20 protein-coding genes and 1 pseudogene are annotated in these 19,938 nt (G+C 72.3%); 14 read left to right on the top strand and 7 right to left on the bottom strand.

What is annotated here, in order from left to right; all coding sequences use genetic code 11:
- Positions 1 to 30: 30 nt before the first annotated feature.
- Positions 31 to 2,160, bottom strand: coding sequence for an MMPL family transporter (locus tag ACFC51_RS35145; RefSeq protein ID WP_376532804.1), 2,130 nt, complete (start codon positions 2,158 to 2,160; stop codon positions 31 to 33).
- A gap of 96 nt (positions 2,161 to 2,256) precedes the next feature.
- Positions 2,257 to 2,751 (bottom strand): MarR family winged helix-turn-helix transcriptional regulator, encoded by a 495-nt coding sequence (locus ACFC51_RS35140; RefSeq protein ID WP_376377448.1) that lies wholly within the window; start codon positions 2,749 to 2,751, stop codon positions 2,257 to 2,259.
- A 155-nt stretch (positions 2,752 to 2,906) separates the two neighbouring features.
- On the opposite strand from ACFC51_RS35140, the gene ACFC51_RS35135 reads away from it, so the two are divergent.
- From ACFC51_RS35135 to ACFC51_RS35120, 4 genes are all read left to right on the top strand, one after another.
- A complete protein-coding gene (locus ACFC51_RS35135) occupies positions 2,907 to 3,881 on the top strand; it encodes a sporulation protein (RefSeq protein ID WP_376532802.1) in 975 nt (324 codons plus the stop codon).
- A gap of 137 nt (positions 3,882 to 4,018) precedes the next feature.
- On the top strand, positions 4,019 to 4,249 hold the full coding sequence (locus ACFC51_RS35130; RefSeq protein ID WP_376377444.1) for a twin-arginine translocase TatA/TatE family subunit: 231 nt from the start codon (positions 4,019 to 4,021) through the stop codon (positions 4,247 to 4,249).
- A gap of 130 nt (positions 4,250 to 4,379) precedes the next feature.
- A complete protein-coding gene (locus ACFC51_RS35125; protein WP_376377442.1) occupies positions 4,380 to 5,891 on the top strand; it encodes an SDR family oxidoreductase in 1,512 nt (503 codons plus the stop codon).
- Positions 5,888 to 7,267, top strand: coding sequence for a cryptochrome/photolyase family protein (locus ACFC51_RS35120; protein WP_376377440.1), 1,380 nt, complete (start codon positions 5,888 to 5,890; stop codon positions 7,265 to 7,267). The genes ACFC51_RS35125 and ACFC51_RS35120 overlap by 4 nt, the downstream gene beginning before the upstream one ends.
- Positions 7,268 to 7,336: 69 nt before the next feature.
- Here ACFC51_RS35120 and ACFC51_RS35115 read toward each other — a convergent pair whose 3' ends face one another.
- Together ACFC51_RS35115 and ACFC51_RS35110 are read right to left on the bottom strand one after the other, a co-directional pair.
- Entirely contained in the window at positions 7,337 to 8,179 is an 843-nt protein-coding gene (locus ACFC51_RS35115) for a DUF1206 domain-containing protein (protein WP_376532800.1), read from the bottom strand.
- Between the two features lie 42 nt (positions 8,180 to 8,221).
- A complete protein-coding gene (locus ACFC51_RS35110; protein ID WP_376377436.1) occupies positions 8,222 to 8,761 on the bottom strand; it encodes a DoxX family protein in 540 nt (179 codons plus the stop codon).
- Between the two features lie 207 nt (positions 8,762 to 8,968).
- Between ACFC51_RS35110 and ACFC51_RS35105 the strand changes: the two genes are divergently transcribed.
- From ACFC51_RS35105 to ACFC51_RS35095, 3 genes are all read left to right on the top strand, one after another.
- Positions 8,969 to 10,984: an FAD-dependent oxidoreductase gene (locus ACFC51_RS35105; protein ID WP_376532830.1), complete on the top strand. Its 2,016-nt coding sequence runs from the start codon at positions 8,969 to 8,971 to the stop codon at positions 10,982 to 10,984.
- A gap of 33 nt (positions 10,985 to 11,017) precedes the next feature.
- Entirely contained in the window at positions 11,018 to 11,557 is a 540-nt protein-coding gene (locus ACFC51_RS35100) for a PadR family transcriptional regulator (protein ID WP_376377434.1), read from the top strand.
- A 228-nt stretch (positions 11,558 to 11,785) separates the two neighbouring features.
- Positions 11,786 to 12,343: a BLIP family protein gene (locus tag ACFC51_RS35095; protein WP_376377432.1), complete on the top strand. Its 558-nt coding sequence runs from the start codon at positions 11,786 to 11,788 to the stop codon at positions 12,341 to 12,343.
- Here ACFC51_RS35095 and ACFC51_RS35090 read toward each other — a convergent pair.
- Together ACFC51_RS35090 and ACFC51_RS35085 are read right to left on the bottom strand one after the other, a co-directional pair.
- Positions 12,322 to 13,347 (bottom strand): DMT family transporter, encoded by a 1,026-nt coding sequence (locus ACFC51_RS35090; RefSeq protein WP_376377430.1) that lies wholly within the window; start codon positions 13,345 to 13,347, stop codon positions 12,322 to 12,324. The genes ACFC51_RS35095 and ACFC51_RS35090 overlap by 22 nt on opposite strands.
- Positions 13,344 to 14,156 (bottom strand): phosphatase PAP2 family protein, encoded by an 813-nt coding sequence (locus tag ACFC51_RS35085; RefSeq protein ID WP_376532798.1) that lies wholly within the window; start codon positions 14,154 to 14,156, stop codon positions 13,344 to 13,346. Before ACFC51_RS35085 ends, ACFC51_RS35090 begins: the two co-directional genes overlap by 4 nt.
- A 167-nt stretch (positions 14,157 to 14,323) precedes the next feature.
- Between ACFC51_RS35085 and ACFC51_RS35080 the strand changes: the two genes are divergently transcribed.
- The 6 genes from ACFC51_RS35080 to ACFC51_RS35055 all read left to right on the top strand — a co-directional run bounded on the left by ACFC51_RS35080 (position 14,324) and on the right by ACFC51_RS35055 (position 18,677).
- Positions 14,324 to 14,968: a TetR/AcrR family transcriptional regulator gene (locus ACFC51_RS35080; protein ID WP_376532796.1), complete on the top strand. Its 645-nt coding sequence runs from the start codon at positions 14,324 to 14,326 to the stop codon at positions 14,966 to 14,968.
- Positions 14,969 to 15,178: 210 nt separating this feature from the next.
- The gene (locus tag ACFC51_RS35075) at positions 15,179 to 16,192 is read left to right on the top strand and encodes an SPFH domain-containing protein (RefSeq protein ID WP_376532794.1); all 1,014 of its coding nucleotides are present in this window, start codon (positions 15,179 to 15,181) and stop codon (positions 16,190 to 16,192) included.
- Positions 16,189 to 17,088, top strand: a complete 900-nt coding sequence (locus tag ACFC51_RS35070) for a hypothetical protein (RefSeq protein WP_376377423.1) — start codon at positions 16,189 to 16,191, stop codon at positions 17,086 to 17,088. Before ACFC51_RS35075 ends, ACFC51_RS35070 begins: the two co-directional genes overlap by 4 nt.
- Positions 17,089 to 17,151: 63 nt before the next feature.
- Positions 17,152 to 17,652, top strand: coding sequence for an NUDIX domain-containing protein (locus tag ACFC51_RS35065; protein WP_376532792.1), 501 nt, complete (start codon positions 17,152 to 17,154; stop codon positions 17,650 to 17,652).
- A gap of 50 nt (positions 17,653 to 17,702) precedes the next feature.
- Positions 17,703 to 18,197, top strand: a complete 495-nt coding sequence (locus ACFC51_RS35060; protein ID WP_376532790.1) for an FBP domain-containing protein — start codon at positions 17,703 to 17,705, stop codon at positions 18,195 to 18,197.
- Positions 18,198 to 18,269: 72 nt separating this feature from the next.
- Entirely contained in the window at positions 18,270 to 18,677 is a 408-nt protein-coding gene (locus tag ACFC51_RS35055) for an SHOCT domain-containing protein (protein ID WP_376377417.1), read from the top strand.
- A gap of 87 nt (positions 18,678 to 18,764) precedes the next feature.
- Here ACFC51_RS35055 and ACFC51_RS35050 read toward each other — a convergent pair whose 3' ends face one another.
- Positions 18,765 to 19,433, bottom strand: coding sequence for a GntR family transcriptional regulator (locus ACFC51_RS35050; protein WP_376532788.1), 669 nt, complete (start codon positions 19,431 to 19,433; stop codon positions 18,765 to 18,767).
- Between the two features lie 209 nt (positions 19,434 to 19,642).
- Here ACFC51_RS35050 and ACFC51_RS35045 point away from each other — a divergent pair.
- Positions 19,643 to 19,938, top strand: a pseudogene (locus ACFC51_RS35045) (amidohydrolase family protein); the annotation flags it as partial.

Below are 19,938 nucleotides of genomic sequence, written 5' to 3'. Positions count from 1 at the left end.
TCTCGCCCCGGGCCTCCTGTCAGCCGTCCCCTACGCCTGGGGGCGCCCCGCTTCCGGCGCCTCCTTCGGCTCCCGGCTCAGCGCACCCGGCCACCAGGCGGTGCGCCCGATGTCCCTGACCAGGGCGGGCACCAGGAGCGACCGCACCACGAGGGTGTCCAGCAGCACGCCGAACGCGACGATGAAGGCGATCTGGACCAGGAAGGCGAGCGGGATGACCCCCAGCGCCGCGAAGGTGGCCGCCAGGACGACGCCCGCCGAGGTGATGACGCCACCGGTGGTGGTCAGTCCGCGCAGCACGCCCTGCCGGGTGCCGTGGATCAGGGACTCCTCACGGACGCGCGACATCAGGAAGATGTTGTAGTCGACGCCGAGGGCGACCAGGAAGACGAATCCGTACAACGGTACGGAGGAGTCCGTGCCGCTGAAGCCGAAGACGTGCTCGAAGACCAGCGACGAGATCCCGAGTGTGGCGAGGAAGTTGAGCGCCACCGTCGCGACGAGGAGCAGCGGCATCAGCAGCGAGCGGAGCAGGCCGATCAGGATGACGAGGATGATGACCAGGACCACCGGCACGATGATGTTGCGGTCGTGCTCGGCCGTCCTCTGGGTGTCGTACTGCTGCGCGGTGTAGCCGCCGACGAGCGCCTCGGCGCCCGGTACCGCGTGGACCGCCTCACGGATCCGCGTGACCGTCGCCTTGGCGGCGTCGCTGTCGGCCGCGTCCTCCAGTGTGGCGTCGATGCGCACCCGGCCGTCCACGACGAGCGGCTCCCCGCCGCCGGGGCGTCCGGACTCCGTCATCACGGAGACGCCCGCGACGCCCGGAACGGTCTTGGCGGCAGCGACGACCTGCTGCGACCGGTTCGCGCCGGCGATCACGACGGCGGGGTTGCCCGATCCGCCGGGGAAGTGCCGGCCCAGGGTCTCCTGCGCGGCGACGGACGGCGCGTCGTTGACGAAGATCTCCTCCAGGGGCACTCCCTTGGAGTTCAGCGTGGGCATGAACGCCGCGCAGGCCAGGAGCCCCACCAGGGTGACGGCCCACACCTTGCGCGGGGCACGGTCGACCAGCCCCGCGATCCGCGACCAGATACCCGTCGAGCCGGAGTCCGGCCCGCCCTTCCCCTTCTTCGGCCCGGAGGGCCAGTACGCCGCCCTGCCGAGCAGCACCAGGACGGCCGGGAGGAAGGTGAGGGCGCTCAGGACGGAGCAGACGATGCCGATGGCGCCCACCGGTCCGAGCGCGCGGTTGTTGGTCAGGTCGCTGAGCAGGAGGGCGAGGAGCCCCAGGGCCACGGTGGCGGCGCTGGCCGTGATCGGCCCCGCCGACTCGCGGAGTGCGGCGCGCATGGCGGTCCACCGGTCGGGCTGCCGCGAGAGTTCCTCGCGGAACCGGGCGGTGAGCAGCAGCGCGTAGTCGGTGGCGGCTCCGATGACGAGGATCGACAGGATTCCCTGGACCTGGCCGTCGACCCGGACGATGTCGTGGTCGGCCAGGACGTAGACGATCGCGCAGGAGACACCGAGCGCGAAGACCGCGCCGACGATGATGATCAGTGGCAGCAGGACGCTGCGGTAGACCAGCAGCAGGATGACGAGCACGGTCACCAGGGCGACGCCCAGCAGCAGTCCGTCGATGCCGGCGAAGGCGTCCGACAGGTCGGCCTGCGAGGCGGCGGGGCCCGCCAGTCCGACCGTCGTCCCCGGGACACCTTCCGCGGCACTCCGGATGTGTTCCAGGGAGTCGGGAAGCTCGTCTCCCAGATCCGGTCGCAGCTGGACGACGCCTTCCAGTGCCTTCCCGTCCTCGGAGGGCAGTGCGGGGCTCACCTCACCCGTCACGCCCGGGCCGCCCTTGAGCGAGGCGAGGGCGGCCGTCGCCGCCTTCCGCTGCTCAGGACCGAGTTCCCCACCGCCCCCGTCCGACGTCCAGACCACGATGGCGGGGACGGTCTCCTGCCGGCTGAACGCCTTCTGGGCCTCGATGACCCGGGTGGACTCGGCGCTCTGCGGCAGGAACGCGGCCTGGTCGTTGGTGGCGACCTCCCCGAGTTTCCCGGCGTACGAGCCGAAGGCCCCGCCGACGACCAGCCAGGCCAGGACGAGGAGGACGGGGAGGAGGAACAGCCGGCGGACCGGCTTCGATGCGGTGGACATGGCACTCCTGGGTCGGCCGCTATCTCTCAATCATGATGTATCTCAATGATTGAGATTACATGCCCCGTGGCGCGCTTCCGCACGGGGACGGGCGGTTCAGCGCCTGGGAACCTGCATACGGGCGAGCTCACCGTTCATACGTCCGAGGAAACGGAGCGCGGCCTCCAGCTCCTGGGGCCCGGCCGCGGAGCGCGCACCGGCCGCCGCCTCCGCGAGGGGCATGAAGAACGAACGTGCGGCCGCTTTGGCCCCCGACTCGTAGTAGAGGTTCACGACACGCCGGTCGGAGCTCTCCCGGGCCCGCCTGATGTGCCCGGCCCGTTCGAGCCGGTCCAGGCACGCGGTGACGGCGCCGGACGTCAGACCGAGGTGTTCGCGCAGCCGCCCCGGGGTCAGCGGCTCATCCGCGTCGAGGATGGCGCCGAGCGCCTGCACATCCGTCGCGTGCAGGCCCTGCGCGTGCGCGAAGGAGTGAACCAGCCGGTTGATCTCGCCGTTCATACGGCGCAGCTCCACGGCGAGCGCCTGGAGTTCCGACACCCCCGTCGCAGCCGCGCCGGATCCGTCGCGGGGGTCGTCAGCACTGTCCACCGCCCCATACTAGGGCGCGTGCGACCGCGCACCGACCTCCCGCGCGGCTCCGCGAGGACCGCCTCCGCAGCTCATCCCGCCTCTATACTTCTACAGTTGTGTAGAAACGCGGTGGAACGCGTTCTCCGCGTACGGAAGAAGGAGTGGACGCCACGATGGTGTTCAAGAAGCTGCTCGGCTCACTCGGTGTGGGCGGCCCCACCGTGGACACGGTGCTGCGGTCCGGTGGCGCCGTGCCCGGCGGCGAGCTGAGCGGCGAGGTCCGGCTCAAGGGCGGCAACGCCGACTTCACGATCGAGCACATCACCCTGGAACTGGTCGCCCGCGTCGAGGCGGAGCACGAGGACGGCGAGGCCGAGGGGTTCGTGGCCTTCGAACGCTTCACCGTCGCCGGCGGATTCGTGCTGCCCGAGGGCGAGGAGCACGCCATCCCGTTCGGCGTGACGCTCCCCTGGGAGACCCCGGTCACCGAGCTCCACGGCCAGGACCTCGGGATCGTCCTCGGCGTCCGCACGGAGCTCTCGGTGGCGGGCGCCAAGGACAAGGGAGACCTCGACCGCCTCACGGTCAGGCCGCTGCCCGCACAGGAAGCCGTGCTCGAGGCCCTCGGCCGGCTCGGTTTCGGCTTCCGGTCCGCGGACCTGGAGCTCGGCCACATCCGCGGCAGCGGTCAACTCCTGCCCTTCTACCAGGAGATCGAGCTCTCGCCCGCCCCGCAGTACGCGGGCGGGGTCGAGGAGATCGAGGTGACCTTCCTCGCGGGACCCGCGGGCGTGGAGGTCGTCCTGGAGGCCGACAGGCGAGCGGGCCTGTTCTCCGGGGGCGGCGACGCGCTCGGCCGCCTCACCGTCGGGCACCACGAGGTCGAGAGCCGCGACTGGGCCTCCGAGCTGGACGACCGGATCCGGTCGATGGCCGACGCACACGCCTCGCACGGCGCCCCCGAGCCGTACGGACACGATGGCGGCCGGCCGTCGCACCACTCCGGCCCGGGCATGGGCACCGCTGTCGCCGCCGGTGCCGCCGGGCTGGCCGTCGGCGTGGTGGGCGGGATGGTGGCGGCCGAAGTCGTCGACGAGGTGGGCGACTTCTTCGAGGACGAGGAGGAAGAGGAGGGCGGCGAGGACTGACGCCCTCGACAGCGGGCACCCTGCCACCATCTTCTACAGTGCTGTAGATTTGGCGCGCTCCCGGGGCCCCGGGAGAATGACGGAGCCGTCGGCAGCGACGGGTCCGTCGCTCACCCCTCCAGGGAGAAGACACCGCCATGTTCGGAATCAGCGAGATCGCGATCTTCCTCATCCTCGCCGTCCTGATCTTCGGTGCCAGGAAGCTCCCCGAACTCGCCCGCTCCCTGGGCAAGTCGGCCCGCATCCTGAAGAGCGAGGCGCGCGCCCTGAAGTCCGACGGCGTTCCTCCGGCCGGGCCGGGGGCCGACGGCGCGGGTGGCCCGCACGTCATCCGGGGCACGGCCACCGAGAAGCCCGGACCTCACTGATCCCCCTGCCCGCCTGTCCGCCCCGCCACCCGGAGGGGTGGGCTTCGGCGTGTCCGGCCCCCGCAGGCATGCGGAACACCCCTCCCGGGGACACGGTGGTCGAAGGAGACACGAGCCGGAGCGAGGGGTCATGGAGAGCAACGACGACAGCGGTGGGCTGCGGTGTCTGGTGACGGGCGCAACCGGATACATCGGGGGACGCCTCGTACCGGAGCTCCTGGAGGCCGGCCACCGGGTGCGGTGCCTGGCGCGGACCCCGGAGAAGCTGCGGGACTACCCGTGGGCGGGCGAGGCGGAGGTGGTCAAGGGGGACGTGACCGACGCGGACTCCCTGGGCACGGCGATGCGCGACATCGACGTCGCCTACTACCTCGTCCACGCGCTGGCCTCCGGGCCCGGATTCGAGAGGACCGACCGTGAGGCGGCACGGATCTTCGGCGAACAGGCGAGGGCGGCAGGCGTACGCCGCATCGTGTACCTGGGCGGGCTGACCCCTGCCGACGTCCCCGAGAAGGAGCTGTCCCCGCACCTGCGTTCACGCGCCGAGGTCGGCCACCTGCTGCTCGGTTCGGGGGTGCCGACGACCGTGCTGCGCGCCGCCGTCATCATCGGGTCGGGCTCCGCCTCCTTCGAGATGCTGCGCTACCTCACCGAGCGGCTGCCGGTCATGGTCACCCCCAGCTGGGTGTCGACCCGGATCCAGCCGATCGCGGTCCGGGACGTCCTGCGCTACCTGGTGGGCAGTGCGCGTATGCCCGCCGACGTGAACCGCACCTTCGACATCGGCGGCCCGGACGTCATGACGTACCGCGACATGATGCAGAAGTACGCGGCGGTCGCCAACCTCCGCCACCGGCTGATCCTGCCCGTACCGATGCTGTCGCCCGGCCTGTCCAGTCACTGGGTCGGCCTGGTCACCCCGGTGCCGGCCGCGATCGCCCGGCCGCTCGCGGAGTCCCTGCGCTACGAGGTCGTGTGCCACGAGCACGACATCGTCCACCACGTCCCCGACGCGCCCGGGCAGCCCTTCCCGTTCGACACGGCTCTCTCCCTCGCCCTGCAGAGGGTGCGGGAGGCGAGGGTGACGACCCGGTGGTCCTCCGCGTCCACACCGGGCATCCCCAGCGATCCGCTCCCCACCGATCCGGACTGGGCGGGCGGAAGCCTGTACACCGATGTGCGCGAGCTCGACGTGGACGCCTCCCCCGAGGCCCTGTGGAGGGTCGTGGAGGGGATCGGCGGCGACAACGGCTGGTACTCGTTCCCTCTCGCGTGGGCGGTGCGGGGGTGGCTGGACCGGCTGATCGGCGGGGTCGGCCTGCGCCGGGGCAGGCGGGACGCCCAGCGGCTGCGGGTCGGGGACTCCCTGGACTTCTGGCGGGTCGAGGAGATCGAACCGGGCCGGCTCCTCAGGCTCCGGGCGGAGATGCGGCTGCCGGGTCTGGCCTGGCTGGAGATGTACGCGGAGAAGGGCGAGGGCGGCCGGTCCCACTACCGGCAGCGGGCCGTGTTCCATCCGGCGGGTCTGCTCGGCCACGCGTACTGGTGGAGTGTCTCCCCCTTCCACGCGGTGGTCTTCGGGGGGATGGCGCGCAACATCGCCCAGGCAGCGGTCCGGGGGACGAAGGGTGTGACGAAATGACCGTGGCCGTCGTCCTGTTCACCTCCGATCTGCGGCTCCACGACCATCCGCCGCTGCACGCCGCACTCGCCGCGGCCGACGAGGTGGTCCCTCTCTTCGTGCTCGACGACGCCGTCGAGGCCACCGGCTTCGGCACCCCGAACCGGCGTGCGTTCCTTGCCGACTGCCTCCGCGACCTGGACGCGGGACTCCGCGAGCGCGGCGGGCGCCTGGTCGTCCGGGAGGGCGACGTGGTGGAGGAGACCGGCAGGGTCGTCACGGAGACCGGGGCCGTCAGCGTGCACCTGGCAGCGGGTGTCAGCGCGTTCGCGCAGCGGCGGGAGGAACGCCTGCGCGAGGCCCTCGCGTCCACGGGCTGCCGGCTGAGCGTGCACGACGCGGTGATCACCGCGGTCGCGCCCGGCGCGGTGGTCCCCTCCGGCGCGGACAGGGACCACTTCGCGGTCTTCACCCCCTACTTCCGCCGCTGGTCGCAGGAGGGGCTCCGCCGGCCCTTCCACGCTCCGCGCTCCGTGCGCGTACCGGAGGGTCCCGCGTCCGCCGGGCTGCCCGCGCGGGACGCCGTGCGGGGGACCTCCCCGGGCCTGGCCGGTGGCGGGGAGACGGAGGGGCGCGGGCTGCTCACCGCGTGGCGCCGCAGCGGGCTCGCCTCGTACGAGGAGCTCCACGACGACCTGGCGGGCGACGCGACCTCGCGGCTCTCGCCGCACCTGCACTTCGGCACGCTCTCCCCCGCCGAGGTCGTCCACCGTGCCCGCGGCGCGGGCGGCCCCGGGGCGGATGCCTTCGTGCGGCAGGTGTGCTGGCGGGACTTCCACCACCAGGTCCTGGCGGCCCGTCCGGCGGCCGCCCGGTCCGACTACCGTCCACGGCAGGACCGTTGGCGTACGGGCCGGAAGGCCGAGGAGGACACGGCGGCCTGGAAGGAGGGCCGCACCGGCTATCCGGTGGTCGACGCGGCGATGCGGCAGCTGCTCCACGAGGGCTGGATGCACAACAGGGGGCGCCTGCTGGCCGCAAGCTTCCTCGCCAAGACCCTGTACGTGGACTGGCGGGCCGGGGCGCGCCACTTCCTGGACCTGCTCGTCGACGGGGACGTGGCCAACAACCAGCTCAACTGGCAGTGGGTGGCCGGGACCGGCACGGACAGCCGCCCCAACCGCGTGCTCAACCCGGTGACGCAGGCGAAGCGGTACGACCCGGACGGGTCGTACGTGCGCCGTTGGGTGCCGGAACTCGCGGAGATCGAGGGGGCGGCCGTGCACGAGCCGTGGAAGCTCCCCGGGCAGGAGCGGAAGCGCTACGACTACCCGGAGCCGCTGGTGGGGCTGTCCGAGGGCCTGTCCCGGTTCAAGGAGGCCCGGGGCCTCGACTGAGCCGGGCCGTCGGGGGACGAGCCGGGTCGGGGCGGCGGAGTCCGGGCCGACCCGGCTGCCGCCCCCGGCTCAGACCTTGCGGTAGCGGGCGTTGGCCCAGGAGAAGAGGCCGAAGGCGGCCAGGCCGAGCGCGATGAACGCGAGCAGCCAGGGGCCCGCGGGGGTCTCGGTGAAGGAACGCAGGGTGTCGTCCATGCCCTTGGCCTGGCCCGGTTCGTGCTGGACGGCCGCGGCTACGGCGAATCCGCCCGCCGTGGCGAAGACGGCGCCTCGCACGACGCCGCCGAACACGCCGGTGACGTCGACGGCCTGACGGACCTTCTTCGTCATCTCGGCCATCTTCAGGTGCTTGTGGAACTTGCGGGCGGCTGCCCGGAAGGCGATCCAGAGGCCGGCGCCGGCCACGAGGAGGCCCGCGGCACCGACGATCCACTGGCCACCGGTCCACTCCAGGGCCCGTGCCGTGACGTCGTCGGTCTGCTTGTCGCTGGATCCGCTGCCGCTGCCCTTGTCGCCGGCGGCGTAGGAGATCACGGAGTACGACACGAAGGAGTAGAAGACGAAGCGCGCGGCGGCCATGGCCCGCTTGTGGGGCTTGTCCCCGTCGGGGCCCGCCTGTCCGAAGCAGGCCTCGGACAGCCGCCACAGGGCCATGCCGGCCAGCGCGAGGCCGAGCGCCCAGAGCAGGATGTTCCCGAAGGGCTTCTCGGCTATCTCCGCGATGGCGCCTCCGCGGTCGGCCTGCTTGCCGCCTCCGTCGGAGAAGGCGATGCGCAGGGCGAGCACGCCCACCAGCAGGTAGATCACTCCCCGTGCCACGAACCCGGCGCGGGCCCCCACATCCATGGCGCGGCTGCGCGCGGCTCTTCTGGCCTGACCACGGGCGTTCGTCGACAGTGCGTTCGCATTCATGCACTGCCGAGTGCCCCTGAATCGGCGATCAATGCGGGAGAGCTACACGCCCTCTTCACCCGGCTCGCTCCCGGCCGCCGCCTGTCCCTTGGCGCGCCGGCCGACGACGGCCGCCGCCGCCAGGGCGCTGCCCGCGAAGGCGAGGGCGACGACCCAGGGCCGGTCGAGGACGTGGCAGGTGGCGTGGTCCAGGGAGTAGCGGCCTGCGCCCGTCAGTCCGATCGCGGCGGCGGTGAAGCCGAGGAACGCCGGATACTCGTAGCCGCCGCCCATGGCGAAGAAGCCTGCGGGCGCGTGCACGGCGACGGCGCCCGCCATGGTGCCCGCCGCCGCGGCACCCGCCGCGGGGGTGGCGAGTCCGAGCGCCAGCAGGACCCCGCCGCCCGCCTCGCCGATCCCGGCCGCCAGGGCGCTGTGCTTCGGCGGATGGAAGCCCATGGCCTCCATGGCCGCGGTGGTCCCCTCGATGCCACCGCCGCCGAACCACCCGCCCAGTTTCTGGCTGCCGTGGGCCGCCAGGACGGCGCCGGTGCCCACCCTGAGCACGAGGAGTCCGAGGTCACGTCGGTTGATGCAGGTCATGGGGGTGTCTCCCGTCAGCGAGGAGGAGCAGCGGCGTCGCGCCGTACCAATCCACTCTCGTCCGGTCGGCGGAGCGGGGCCGGGAGGTGTTACGCCATTCGTGTCGCCGCCTTGCGAGCACTGCGACGTACGCCATTGTGCAACTTGTTGCATAAGGAGGGCCGGGTGGTCTACAACTGGCTCGACGACACCTGCGAGGAGACCCGGATGAGCCCGTATCCCACCCTGCTGAGCCCGCTCGACCTCGGATTCACCACGCTCCCGAACCGGGTGCTGATGGGATCGATGCACATCGGCCTCGAGGAGGTGGAGCGCGGCTTCGAGCGGATGGCCGCCTTCTACGCGGCCCGCGCGCGGGGCGGGGTCGGCCTGATGGTCACCGGCGGGATCGCGCCCGGCGAGCGCGCGTGCTCCTTCCCCGGCGGCGCGAAGATGACCACCGAGGCGGAGGCGGACCAGCACGCCGAGGTCACCGCGGCCGTGCACGCGGCGGGCGGCCGGATCGCGATGCAGATCCTGCACTTCGGCCGGTACGCCCATCACCCGGACCTGGTGGCTCCGAGCGCCCTGAAGGCTCCGATCAGCGGGTTCACCCCGCACGCGCTGACGGACGACGAGGTCGAGGAGACCATCGAGGACTTCGTCAGGGCCGCGGAGCTCGCACGGCGCGCGGGGTACGACGGTGTCGAGATCATGGGCTCCGAGGGCTATCTGATCAACGAGTTCATCGTCGCGGCGACGAACCACCGCGAGGACCGCTGGGGCGGCTCGTACGAGAACCGCATCCGCTTCCCCGTCGAGATCGTGCGCCGGGTCCGTGAACGGGTCGGCCCCGACTTCATCCTGATCTACCGGCTCTCGATGCTGGACCTGGTCCCCGGCGGGTCCACGCTGGACGAGGTCGTCCACCTCGCCCGCGCGATCGAGGCGGCCGGCGCGACCATCATCAACACCGGCATCGGCTGGCACGAGGCCCGCATCCCGACGATCGCGACCTCCGTGCCGCGGGGCGCCTTCACGTGGGTGACGGAGAAGGTGCGGGGCGCGGTCTCCGTGCCGCTGGTGACCTCCAACCGCATCAACACGCCCGAGCTGGCCGAGGAGGTCCTCGCCTCGGGCCGCGCGGACATGGTGTCGATGGCGCGGCCCTTCCTCGCCGACCCCGACTTCGTCGCCAAGGCCGCCGAGGGCCGGGCCGACGCGATCAACACCTGCATCGGCTGCAACCAGGCCTGCCTGGACCACATCTTCAGCCTGCAGATCACCTCCTGCCTGGTGAATCCGCGCGCCTGCCACGAGACCGAACTGGTGCTCTCACCGACCCGGACCCGCAAGCGCGTCGCCGTGATCGGCGCCGGGCCTGCCGGGCTCGCCTGTGCGGTCACGGCTTCCGAACGCGGCCATGCGGTGACCCTGTTCGACGCGGCCGACGAGATCGGCGGCCAGCTGAACGTGGCGCGGCGGGTCCCCGGCAAGGAGGAGTTCGACGAGACCCTGCGCTACTTCCGTACCCGTCTCGCCGAGGAGGGCGTCGAGCTCCGGCTCGGCACCCGTGCCACGGCCGCCGCGCTCGACGGCTTCGACGAGGTCGTCCTGGCCACCGGGGTCGAGCCGCGCGTCCCCGCGATCCCCGGTGTCGGTCACCCCAGCGTGGTGAGCTACCTGGACGTCCTGCGCGACGGCGCCCCGGTCGGGGAGCGGGTGGCGGTCGTCGGGGCGGGCGGCATCGGCTTCGACGTCGCCGAGTTCCTGACGGACGGCGGGGACGCGGCGAGCCTGGACCCCGAGGTCTTCTTCCGGCAGTGGGGCGTGGACACGGAGTACGCGGACCGGGGCGGGCTGCGGGCCCCTGAGCGTCCGAAGGCGCCGCGCACCGTGCATCTCGTCCAGCGCAGGACGACCAAGGTCGGTGCGGGACTGGGGAAGACGACCGGGTGGATCCACCGCACCGAACTGCGGCACCGCGGAGTGAACATGATCGCAGGTGCCTCGTACGACCTGATCGACGACGCGGGCCTGCACCTGACCGTCGACGGCGAGCAGCACCTTCTGGAGGTCGACACCGTGGTCCTGTGCACGGGTCAGGAACCGCGCCGGGAGCTCTACGAGGAGCTGCTCGCCGCGGGCCGCCCCGCGCACCTGATCGGCGGGGCCGACGTGGCGGCGGAGCTGGACGCCAAGCGCGCGATCCGCCAGGGCACGGAGCTGGCCGCGGAGCTGTGATCACCCGGTCGCGCCGTCCTTAGGATGCACTCCATGTCACTCCCCCACGCGATCCTCACCGCCCTGCTCGAGAAGCCGTCGTCGGGCCTCGAACTGACGCGCAGGTTCGACCGGTCGATCGGCTACTTCTGGCCGTCCACGCATCAGCAGATCTACCGGGAGCTGGGAAAGCTGGAGCAGGCCGGTCACATCCGGGTCCTGCCTGCGGCGCGGCCGGCCCGCGGGCAGAAGAAGGAGTACGAGGTGCTGCCCGCGGGCCGGGCGGAGCTGACGGCCTGGGTCTCCCTCGCCGAGGACCCGCGGCCGGTCCGCGATCCGCTGCTCCTGAGGATGCGGGCGGCGGCGGTCGTGGGCGCCACCGGCCTCACCGGGGAGCTGCGCAGGCACCTCGTGCTGCACGAGGAGCAGCTGGCGGAGTACCTGGAGATCGAGAAGCGGGACTTCCCGCCGGAGCGGACGGCGCAGGAGGACCGGCTGCGGCACCTGGTGCTGCGCGGGGGCATCGACCTGGAGACCTTCTGGACGGGCTGGCTGAGCAGGGCGATCGAGGACCTGGACGGCTCGGGCTCGTAGGCGCCCCTGCACGGCGGCGGTCCGGTCTCCCGGCAGACGGGGCACGTGGCGGGGGCCGCCGGGAGACAGGACGGAGAGCGGCGGACCATAGCGTCGCGCCCAGCGGCGGGCAGCGACGCTCCGGCCCCGTGGTCCCGCCCGCGCTCGCGGGGACCCCCGCACCGGGCGGACCTCTCACCGGGTCCGTGACGGCGGCGCACCCGGGGCGACGACGAGAGGACACACGTGGTGAAGGCACGGATTGCACGTACGGGGGTCGCCCTCGTGGCGGCCGCGGCGGCCGTCGTCGCGACGGCTTCGGCCGCTCAGGCGAACTCCGGCTTCTCCGTCGGGAAGTACGAGCAGATCCAGTTCGGGATGACCTTCGACGAGGTCTGGGAGATCGCCGGTGGTGATGCGGCCTGCGACACGGGCGGCGTCGTCGGTGACTCCATCCTGTGCTCCGTCGAGTGGACGGAGTACTCCCCCTACGGAAGCTTCTCCTTCACCGACGACGGCGAGTTGTACAGGAAGTCCAACGAGTTCCTGTACAAGCCGAAGACCCCCTCCATGAAACTGTCGCACTACAACCGGACCTCGCTGGGCATGACGGAGGCCCAGCTGTGGGCGGTCGTCCCGAAGGACTCGTGCGTCAAGCAGGGGGAGAGCTATCCCGGCTGGCCCGCGCGCACCGGGTTCGTCGAGAGGTACCTCTGCGCGGCCGGCACAGGCCTGTTCGCGCCCACGGCCAACTTCGACCTCACCGACGGCACCCTGACCTACCGCTACCAGCGCGCGCTGACCTGATCCGGCGGGGCCGCGTGGCCGGCCCCGGGCGCTGCCCAGCGGGAGCCGCCCGGGGCACCGGCCGGTTCCGCATGCAGGACGAAGGGCTCGGCGGCACGCGGCACCGAGGGGCCCGGGCCGGAGATGACGACGCGGGACGGCTGGACCGGTGGTGCCGGGGCAGGGGTGGCGTCGGCCGGGCCGGCCGCCTGGGCCCGGCTGAGCAGGATCACGCCTTCCACGGCCGCGGCGGCGCCGATGAGCGCGGGGACCAGGCCGAGCAGCCCTCCCTGGAGGCGCTCGCCGAGCAGGACCAGCCCGATCACGGCGGCGGCGACCGGGTTCGCCAGGGTGACGACGGCGAGCGGGGCGCCCAGCCCGCCCCGGTAGGCGGTCTGGGAGAGCATCAGCCCGCCGAGGGCGAAGAAGGAGACGAGCAGCGCCACGGTCACGAGCCGCCAGCTGAACAGCGGCCCGGAGTGGTCGGTCGCCGCCACCGTCAGGGTCTGGGTGAGGGCGGACGCCACCCCGGAGGTGATGCCCGAGGCCGCGGCGTGCCGGAGGCCCGGACGGGTGCCGGGACGGCTGAGCCCGGCGACGAGCGCCATGGTCACGGCGCCGACCCCGAGGGCCTCGGGGAGGCTCAGCGTGTCGTGGGGCGCGGCGCCGCCCGCGGCCAGGAGCAGGACGGCGAGGCCGAGGAGCGTGAGGAGCGTGCCGCGCCATTCCGTACGGCTGACGCGGCGGCCCGCGGCGCGGGCCCCCAGCGGGACGGCGGCCACCAGGGTGAGTGCGCCCAGCGGCTGGACCAGCGTGAGCGGACCGTACTTCAGCGCGGCGACGTGCAGGAGCGCGCCGCCCGCGTTCAGACCGACCGCGGACCACCAGGCGCCCCGGCCCAGCATCCGGAACGCTCCGGCGGAGGGTTCCGTCCGGCCGGCCAGACGGGCCTGTGCCACGGCGGCGGCCGCGTAGGCCCCGGCGGAGACGAGGGAGAGGGCGACGGCTATGAGGGTGGCGTTCATCGCCGCGCTCCGGACGGTGCGTACGCGGGGGACGCGTAGTTCTGGGCAGGGAGAGTGGCCGGCCACGTCAGGTGCCCGCGGAGCGGTGTGCGCGGCAGCCTGAGGGCGGCGAAGGCGACGGCGAGCAGCGCGGAGACCACGAGCGCGTCGAGCCAGTAGTGGTTGGCGGTGCCCACTATGACGAACAGGGTGAGCGCCGGGTGCAGCAGCCAGAGCAGGCGCCACCGGGAGCGGGTGGCGACGATCAGCCCGACCGCCACCACGAGTGCCCAGCCGAAGTGCAGGGACGGCATGGCGGCGAACTGGTTGGCCATCGAGTCCGTCGCCGGGGTGTCTCCGTACACCGAGGGGCCGTAGACCTGGGCGGTGTCCACGAGGCCCGCCGCGTGCAGCATCCGCGGGGGTGCCAGGGGGAAGAGCAGGTGGAGGGCGAGCGCGGCGCCCGTGAGCGCGGTCAGGATCCGGCGCGCCCAGACGTAGTGGCGCGGGCGGCGCAGGTAGAGCCAGACCAGGAAGCCGAGCGTCACGGGGAAGTGCACGGCAGCGTAGTAGGTGTTCGCCGTCTCCACGAGGGTGTGGCTGTGCAGCAGAAGGCCCTGCACGGTTCCCTCGCCGGGGAGGCCGACGGCCCTCTCGAAGCTCCAGACGTGCCCGGCGTTGCGGAAGGCTTCCTCGACGTGGCCGTTCGCGGCCTGCCGGCCGAGTTTGTAGACGAGGAAGAGTCCGGCCACCAGAAGCAGTTCGCGGACGAGGGGCGGTCGGGCTGAGATGTCCGGCTCCCGCTCCGCAGGCTCACTGCGGGTGTGCATCACCCGTGCCCCTTTGCTGACGGTGCGCTGTCGCGACGTACGGCATGGCTGTTCCACGCCGTATCGATACGCCAGTGTACCGATACGGCGGCGTATCGGTACACTCCCGTATCGGTACACTGGCGCATCGAGGGTCCCCAGCCGCAGAGTCGCAGAGAGGGAAGCAGATGCCGTCGCCCGGTTCCGCACAGGAGTCCGCATCCGCGCCACGCCGGTCGAAGATCACACCGGAACGGGCGCAGGAGCTCTACAACGCCGTGCTGGACCTGGTCAGGGAGAGCGGCTACGACTCACTGACCATGGAGGGCGTCGCCGCCCGCACCCGGTGCGGGAAGTCCACGCTCTACCGGCAGTGGGGCTCCAAGCCGGAGCTGGTCGTCGCCGCGCTGCACAGCACCCGCCGGACCTTGTTCTCGGACATCGACACGGGGACCCTGAGCGGAGACCTGCACGAGACCGCGCGCGTGGTGGACGCGGCATCCGGGCAGGACACCGCCCTGATGCACGCACTCAGCCACGCCGCACTGCAGAATCCGGACCTGCTCTGCGCCATGCGATCCACCCTGATCACGCCGGCCATCGCCGCGATCGACGCGATGGTCGCGCGCGCCGTACGGCGCGGCGAGATCACGGCCGACAACCCCGCCGCGGACTACGTGGCCGCACAGGTGCTGGGCATCATGCGCGCCCGGCCGCTCCTGGAGGGGCGGTACACGGAGGACGCCTTCCTCGCCGACTTCATCGAGTGCGCCGTACTTCCCGCACTCGGCCTCACCCCGCCCCCGCCCGCCTCTCCGGGAAGCGGGACCTGATGAACGTGGGCCGTCGCCCGAGCGGATGACGGCGGCCCACCCGCGCGCCGCACCGTGGGGACGGGGACGGCGCACACCCCGGCCGGCCGGTGGTCTCCCCGGAGGCCACCGGCCGGCCGCACGTGTACCCGAACCCCCCCTTCTCGTCCCCTTGACGATATTCAGGTCCCTTCGTTATCGTCGTCGTGACGAGAAAGAGGGGGTCCCGACATGGCCGACATCACCCGCCGCTTCGGCCGGCGGCACCTGCGCTCCGCGCCCACCGCCCACATCCGCCACCACAAGCGCGGCAGGCTCGTCCACGACGGCCCCGGGCTGAGCTTCTGGTACCGCTCGCTCACCGCGGCGCTCTCCGAGATCCCGGTCGACGACCGCGAGCTGGCGATGGCCTTCCACGCCCGTACCGCCGACTTCCAGGACGTGACCGTGCAGGCCACGGTCACCTACCGGATCAGCGACCCGGCCGAGGCGGCGGCCCGTCTCGACTTCTCGGTGGACCCCGACACCGGGGTGTGGCGGGGTGCGCCGCTGGAGCAGATCGCCACCCTGCTCACCGAGACGGCGCAGCAGCACACCCTGGACGTCCTGGCCCGCACCCCGCTCGCCACCGCCCTGGTGGACGGTGTCGCATCCGTGCGCGAACGGGTCGCCACGGGGCTGGCGGCCGAGCCCCGGCTGCCCGCCACCGGGATCGACGTCGTCGCCGTGCGCGTCGTCGCCATCCGCCCCGAGGCGGAGGTCGAGCGCGCCCTGCGCACCCCGGCCAGGGAGCAGATCCAGCAGGAGGCCGACCGGTCGGTGTACGAGCGCCGGGCCGTCGCGGTCGAGCGTGAGCGGACCATCGCCGAGAACGAACTGGCCAGCAAGATCGAGCTCGCTCGACGCGAGGAGCAGCTGGTCGACCAGCGCGGGACCAACGCCCGGCGTGAGGCCGAGGAGAAGTCGGCGGCCGACGGGGTGCGCACGGCGGCCGAGGCGGACCGCACCGTGCGCCTGGCCCGCGCGGAGGCGGAGGCGGCCCGCGAGGTCGGGGCGGCCCGCGCCGAGGCGCAGGCGGCCTGGCTGCGGGCGCACTCCGAGGTGGATCCCGGCACGCTGCACGCCCTGGCGGCGACCCGGCTGGCCGAGAACCTGCCGCGCATCGACAGCCTGACCCTCTCCCCCGACGTGCTGACAGGCCTGCTCGCCAGGCTCGGCAAGGCGGAGCCGGAGGCGCGGCCGTGAGTCTGGCACCACGTGCGGTGCTGGTGCACCGCACGACCGAGTACGAGGAGCTCCTGGCGCGGCACGGTACGCACGGGCAGGCCGCGTTCGTGCTCGCCGCGCGCGGCAGGTCGATCGAGGAGGTGGCCGCGCGCCACCGGCGCAACGACCAGGCGCTCACGGAGGTGGCGGCAGCCGTGCCGCTGCGGTGGCGCAGGACCCGGGTGGAGCGGGCGGACCTCGACCGCTTCCTGTTCGGCCCCGAGGACGTGGTCGTCGTCGTCGGACAGGACGGCCTGGTCGCCAATGCCGCGAAGTACCTCTCCGGCCAGCCGGTCGTGGGCATCGACACCGACCCCGGCCGCAACCCCGGAGTCCTCGTCCGCCACCGGGCCCGGGACACGGCGGCGCTGTGCCGGGCGGCCGTCGCACCCGGCGGGAAGGTGGACGCGCTGACCATGACCGAGGCGGTCGCCGACGACACGCAGCGCCTGCTCGCGCTCAACGAGATCTACCTCGGGGCACCCGGCCACCAGACCGCCCGCTATCGCATCGGCCCGGACGGCGCACCGTCGGCCGGCGAGTCCCAGGCGTCCTCGGGCGTCCTGGTCGGCACCGGGACGGGCTCCACCGGCTGGCTGCGCTCCCTCTGGCTGGAGCGCGGGAGCTCCCTGCGCCTTCCGGCCCCGTCCGATCCGCGGCTGGTCTGGTTCGTGCGTGAGGCGTGGCCCTCGCCGGTCACCGGCACCTCGCTGGTCGCAGGCGAACTGGGCCGCCGGGAGGGGCTGCGGCTCACCGTGGAGTCGGACCGGATGGTGGTCTTCGGCGACGGGATGGAGTCCGACGCACTGGAGCTGACATGGGGTCAGACGGTCCGCCTCGGCGTCTCGGACACCTCGCTGCGGCTGGTCGCCTGACCGTCGTGTGAGGATGACGGGTCCGTGAGATCCGTGAACCACCGGTCGGGAGAAGAGCAGCGCATGGCCACCGAACCCACGAACAGGGCGACCCGCAACACTCGCCCACCGCTCGCCCAGGCCGCGTTCGGCGTGGGTGTCGTCGTGCAGGACGGGGAGGACAGGATTCTGCTCGGCCGGCACCGTGACGGCACCTGGGAACTGCCCGGAGGAAAGGTCGATCCCACGCACGAGTCGGTCGCGGCGGCCGCGGCCCGCGAGCTGGCCGAGGAGACGGGGCTGCTGGTGCGCGAGGAGGACGTCGAGGTGTTCGCGATGGTGCACGACGTGGCGGGCGGCATCAACCGGATCAGCATGGGCGCGCTGGTGAAGGTGGGGGCGGCGGACGCCCGGGTCACCGAGCCGCACCTGATCAGCACCTGGCGATGGACCGCCCCCGACGACCTCCCCGGCCCGTTGTTCGACCCGTCGGCCCAGATCCTGGCCGCCTGGCGTCCGCGTCTCGCCCTGGACCATCCGCCGGCCCACGTCCTCCGGATCGCGGCACACCAGGCACGGCCCTAGGGGCAATAATTATTTGCCTAGGGGTCATAGGCAGCGTTAGCGTCGATGCCATGAGAGCAGTCAGTGAGCAGGACATCCGGGCATCGTTCGTCAACTGTTCCAAGGGAGAGGCGAAGCGCCTGCCGCTCCCCCGGGACCTCGACGAGCGCCACTGGGACGACCTGGACTTCCTGGGCTGGCGCGACCTGTCCGCGCCCGACCGGAGCTACGTCGTCACGGAGCTGCGCGGCGAACTCGTCGGCATCACGCTCCGCTTCCCGTCCTCGCAGCGCGGCTTCCTGCACCGCAGCATGTGTTCGGTCTGCCTGACCACGCATCCGGGCCGCGGAGTCTCGCTGATGACCGCCCGCAAGCGGGGGCAGGCGGGCCGGGACGGGAATTCGGTGGGGATCTACCTCTGCACCGACCTCGACTGCTCGCTGTACGTGCGCGGGAAGAAGACCCCGGCGCCGGGGGGCCGCTTCGAGGAGTCGCTGACCGTGGAGCAGCAGGTCGAGCGGACCAGGAACAAGCTCGCGGCCTTCCTCGACATGCTGTCCGCCTGATTTCCCCAGACATGCGACAAGCCGGGAGCAGATGTACGAATAAGGGACTGTCCGCGCGATCGGAGTAGGCCCATGGACGACTATCCGCTCCTGAACCTCTTCCTGACCATGATGTACGTGTTCCTCTGGGTGCTGTGGTTCTTCCTGCTCTTCAAGGTCGTGACCGACATCTTCCAGGACCACTCCCTGAACGGCTGGGCCAAGGCGGCCTGGCTGGTCTTCGTCATCCTGCTGCCCTACGTGGGCGTGCTCGTCTATCTGATCGCCCGAGGCAGGAGCATGGGGCGGCGCGAGGCCAAGCAGGCCGAGGACCGGGAGGAGGCCTTCCGGAAGTACGTACGGCAGGCAGCCCGGCCGGAGGACGGCTCGGGCGCCGGCGGTGGCCATGTGTCCGAGCTGGCGAAGCTCGCCGAGCTCAAGGATCAGGGCCACCTCAGCCAGGAGGAGTACGACAAGGCCAAGGCCAAGCTCCTCGTCTGACCGGAGACACCCCGCCCTCCCGCCCGGAGCAGCCGAACCGGGCGGGAGCCGCATGTCCGCGGGCCGAGGCCCGCACCGGAGCCCGGGTCAGTGCAGGCGGACCGCGGCCGGGGTCTCGCGCAGCGCCTCGACGACGCTCTCCACATGCGCGCGCGCCGCCGCCTCCGCCGCGCCGGGGTCGCCCGAGACCACCGCGTCGATGATCGCCAGGTGCTGCGGCAGCGACTGCGCCGGACGGCCGGGGCGCAGGGCGAGACGGAACTGGTACCGGACCATCTGTCCGTTCATCCGCTCCAGCAGGGCCTGGGCGACCTTCTGGTCACTGACCTCGCCGATGCACTCGTGCAGCCGGCGGTTCAGCACCGAGTAGGCGTCCGGATCGCCGTCCTCCACGGCCCGGCCCATCGCCGCGCCGATGCCCCTCAGCTCCCGGCGCACCTCGTCCGACGCGTACTCCGCGGCCCGCCTGGCGCACAGCCCTTCCAGCAGCGCCCGGCACTCGGTGATCTGGACCGCCTCCTCGACGGAGATCACCCGCACCCGGGCACCGCGCCGGGGGATCAGCTCCACCAGACCCTCGGCGGACAGGTCCTGCAACGCCTCGCGCACCGAGCTCCGTGTCGCCCGGAAGATCTCGGACAGCTCCTGCTCGACGAGGCGCTGCCCGGGCACCATGTCACCCGCCGCGAGCGCCTCCCGGATACCGCTGGAGACCGCGCTCCGGCCCGCCCGGCCCGTGACCTGATCCGACGTCACCCCTCCACCCTCCGTACGTCGTCGAGAACCCTCGCCGCCGCATGGCTCCACGCCGCGGCTCAGCGATGATGCCCGAAACTTTCTCGTCAGGCATATTGTCAACAATTTCATCGACGGTTACGGTGGCGTGGCGGCGGCCGGTCGGGGCGGGCCCGGAGGACCGGCCTCCCCTTCCGTACGCGCAGGCACCGCACGCAGGCGCTTCGAAGAGGTTCAACTTCCTGCGCCGTTTGGTCGACACCTCCCCGAAGGAGGAGCTGAGGGCCGTCGCCGAGAAGATCGCCCCGCTCGGCTGGCACATCGTGCTCTACTTCGAGAGCGCCGATCTCCCCGAGCTGGAGGGCTTCTTCGGCTCCCTGCCCGCGCCCCTCGTCATCGACCACCTGGGCCGTCCGGACGTGACCCAACCGGTCGGCGGCCCGCAGTTCAGCCGCTTCCTCCGCTTCGTCGACTCCCACGACGTATGGGTGAAGGTCTCCTGCCCCGAGCGCCTCAGCGTGAGCGG

Source organism: Streptomyces sp. NPDC055962 (genome assembly GCF_042270185.1).
GTDB lineage: Bacteria > Actinomycetota > Actinomycetes > Streptomycetales > Streptomycetaceae > Streptomyces.
This window is presented reverse-complemented; position numbering and strand designations above follow the sequence as displayed.

Bases quoted from the DNA above. Each gene is read 5' to 3' on its own strand.
- ACFC51_RS35115 (WP_376532800.1), bottom strand. From the start codon at position 8,179: ATGAATGCGAACGCACTGTCGACGAACGCCCGTGGTCAGGCCAGAAGA.
- ACFC51_RS35130 (WP_376377444.1), top strand. From the start codon at position 4,019: ATGTTCGGAATCAGCGAGATCGCGATCTTCCTCATCCTCGCCGTCCTG.
- ACFC51_RS35085 (WP_376532798.1), bottom strand. From the start codon at position 14,156: ATGCACACCCGCAGTGAGCCTGCGGAGCGGGAGCCGGACATCTCAGCC.
- ACFC51_RS35065 (WP_376532792.1), top strand. From the start codon at position 17,152: ATGGCCACCGAACCCACGAACAGGGCGACCCGCAACACTCGCCCACCG.
- ACFC51_RS35105 (WP_376532830.1), top strand. From the start codon at position 8,969: ATGAGCCCGTATCCCACCCTGCTGAGCCCGCTCGACCTCGGATTCACC.
- ACFC51_RS35060 (WP_376532790.1), top strand. From the start codon at position 17,703: ATGAGAGCAGTCAGTGAGCAGGACATCCGGGCATCGTTCGTCAACTGT.
- ACFC51_RS35075 (WP_376532794.1), top strand. From the start codon at position 15,179: ATGGCCGACATCACCCGCCGCTTCGGCCGGCGGCACCTGCGCTCCGCG.
- ACFC51_RS35125 (WP_376377442.1), top strand. From the start codon at position 4,380: ATGGAGAGCAACGACGACAGCGGTGGGCTGCGGTGTCTGGTGACGGGC.
- ACFC51_RS35080 (WP_376532796.1), top strand. From the start codon at position 14,324: ATGCCGTCGCCCGGTTCCGCACAGGAGTCCGCATCCGCGCCACGCCGG.
- ACFC51_RS35145 (WP_376532804.1), bottom strand. From the start codon at position 2,160: ATGTCCACCGCATCGAAGCCGGTCCGCCGGCTGTTCCTCCTCCCCGTC.
- ACFC51_RS35090 (WP_376377430.1), bottom strand. From the start codon at position 13,347: ATGAACGCCACCCTCATAGCCGTCGCCCTCTCCCTCGTCTCCGCCGGG.
- ACFC51_RS35055 (WP_376377417.1), top strand. From the start codon at position 18,270: ATGGACGACTATCCGCTCCTGAACCTCTTCCTGACCATGATGTACGTG.
- ACFC51_RS35120 (WP_376377440.1), top strand. From the start codon at position 5,888: ATGACCGTGGCCGTCGTCCTGTTCACCTCCGATCTGCGGCTCCACGAC.
- ACFC51_RS35100 (WP_376377434.1), top strand. From the start codon at position 11,018: ATGTCACTCCCCCACGCGATCCTCACCGCCCTGCTCGAGAAGCCGTCG.
- ACFC51_RS35135 (WP_376532802.1), top strand. From the start codon at position 2,907: ATGGTGTTCAAGAAGCTGCTCGGCTCACTCGGTGTGGGCGGCCCCACC.
- ACFC51_RS35110 (WP_376377436.1), bottom strand. From the start codon at position 8,761: ATGACCTGCATCAACCGACGTGACCTCGGACTCCTCGTGCTCAGGGTG.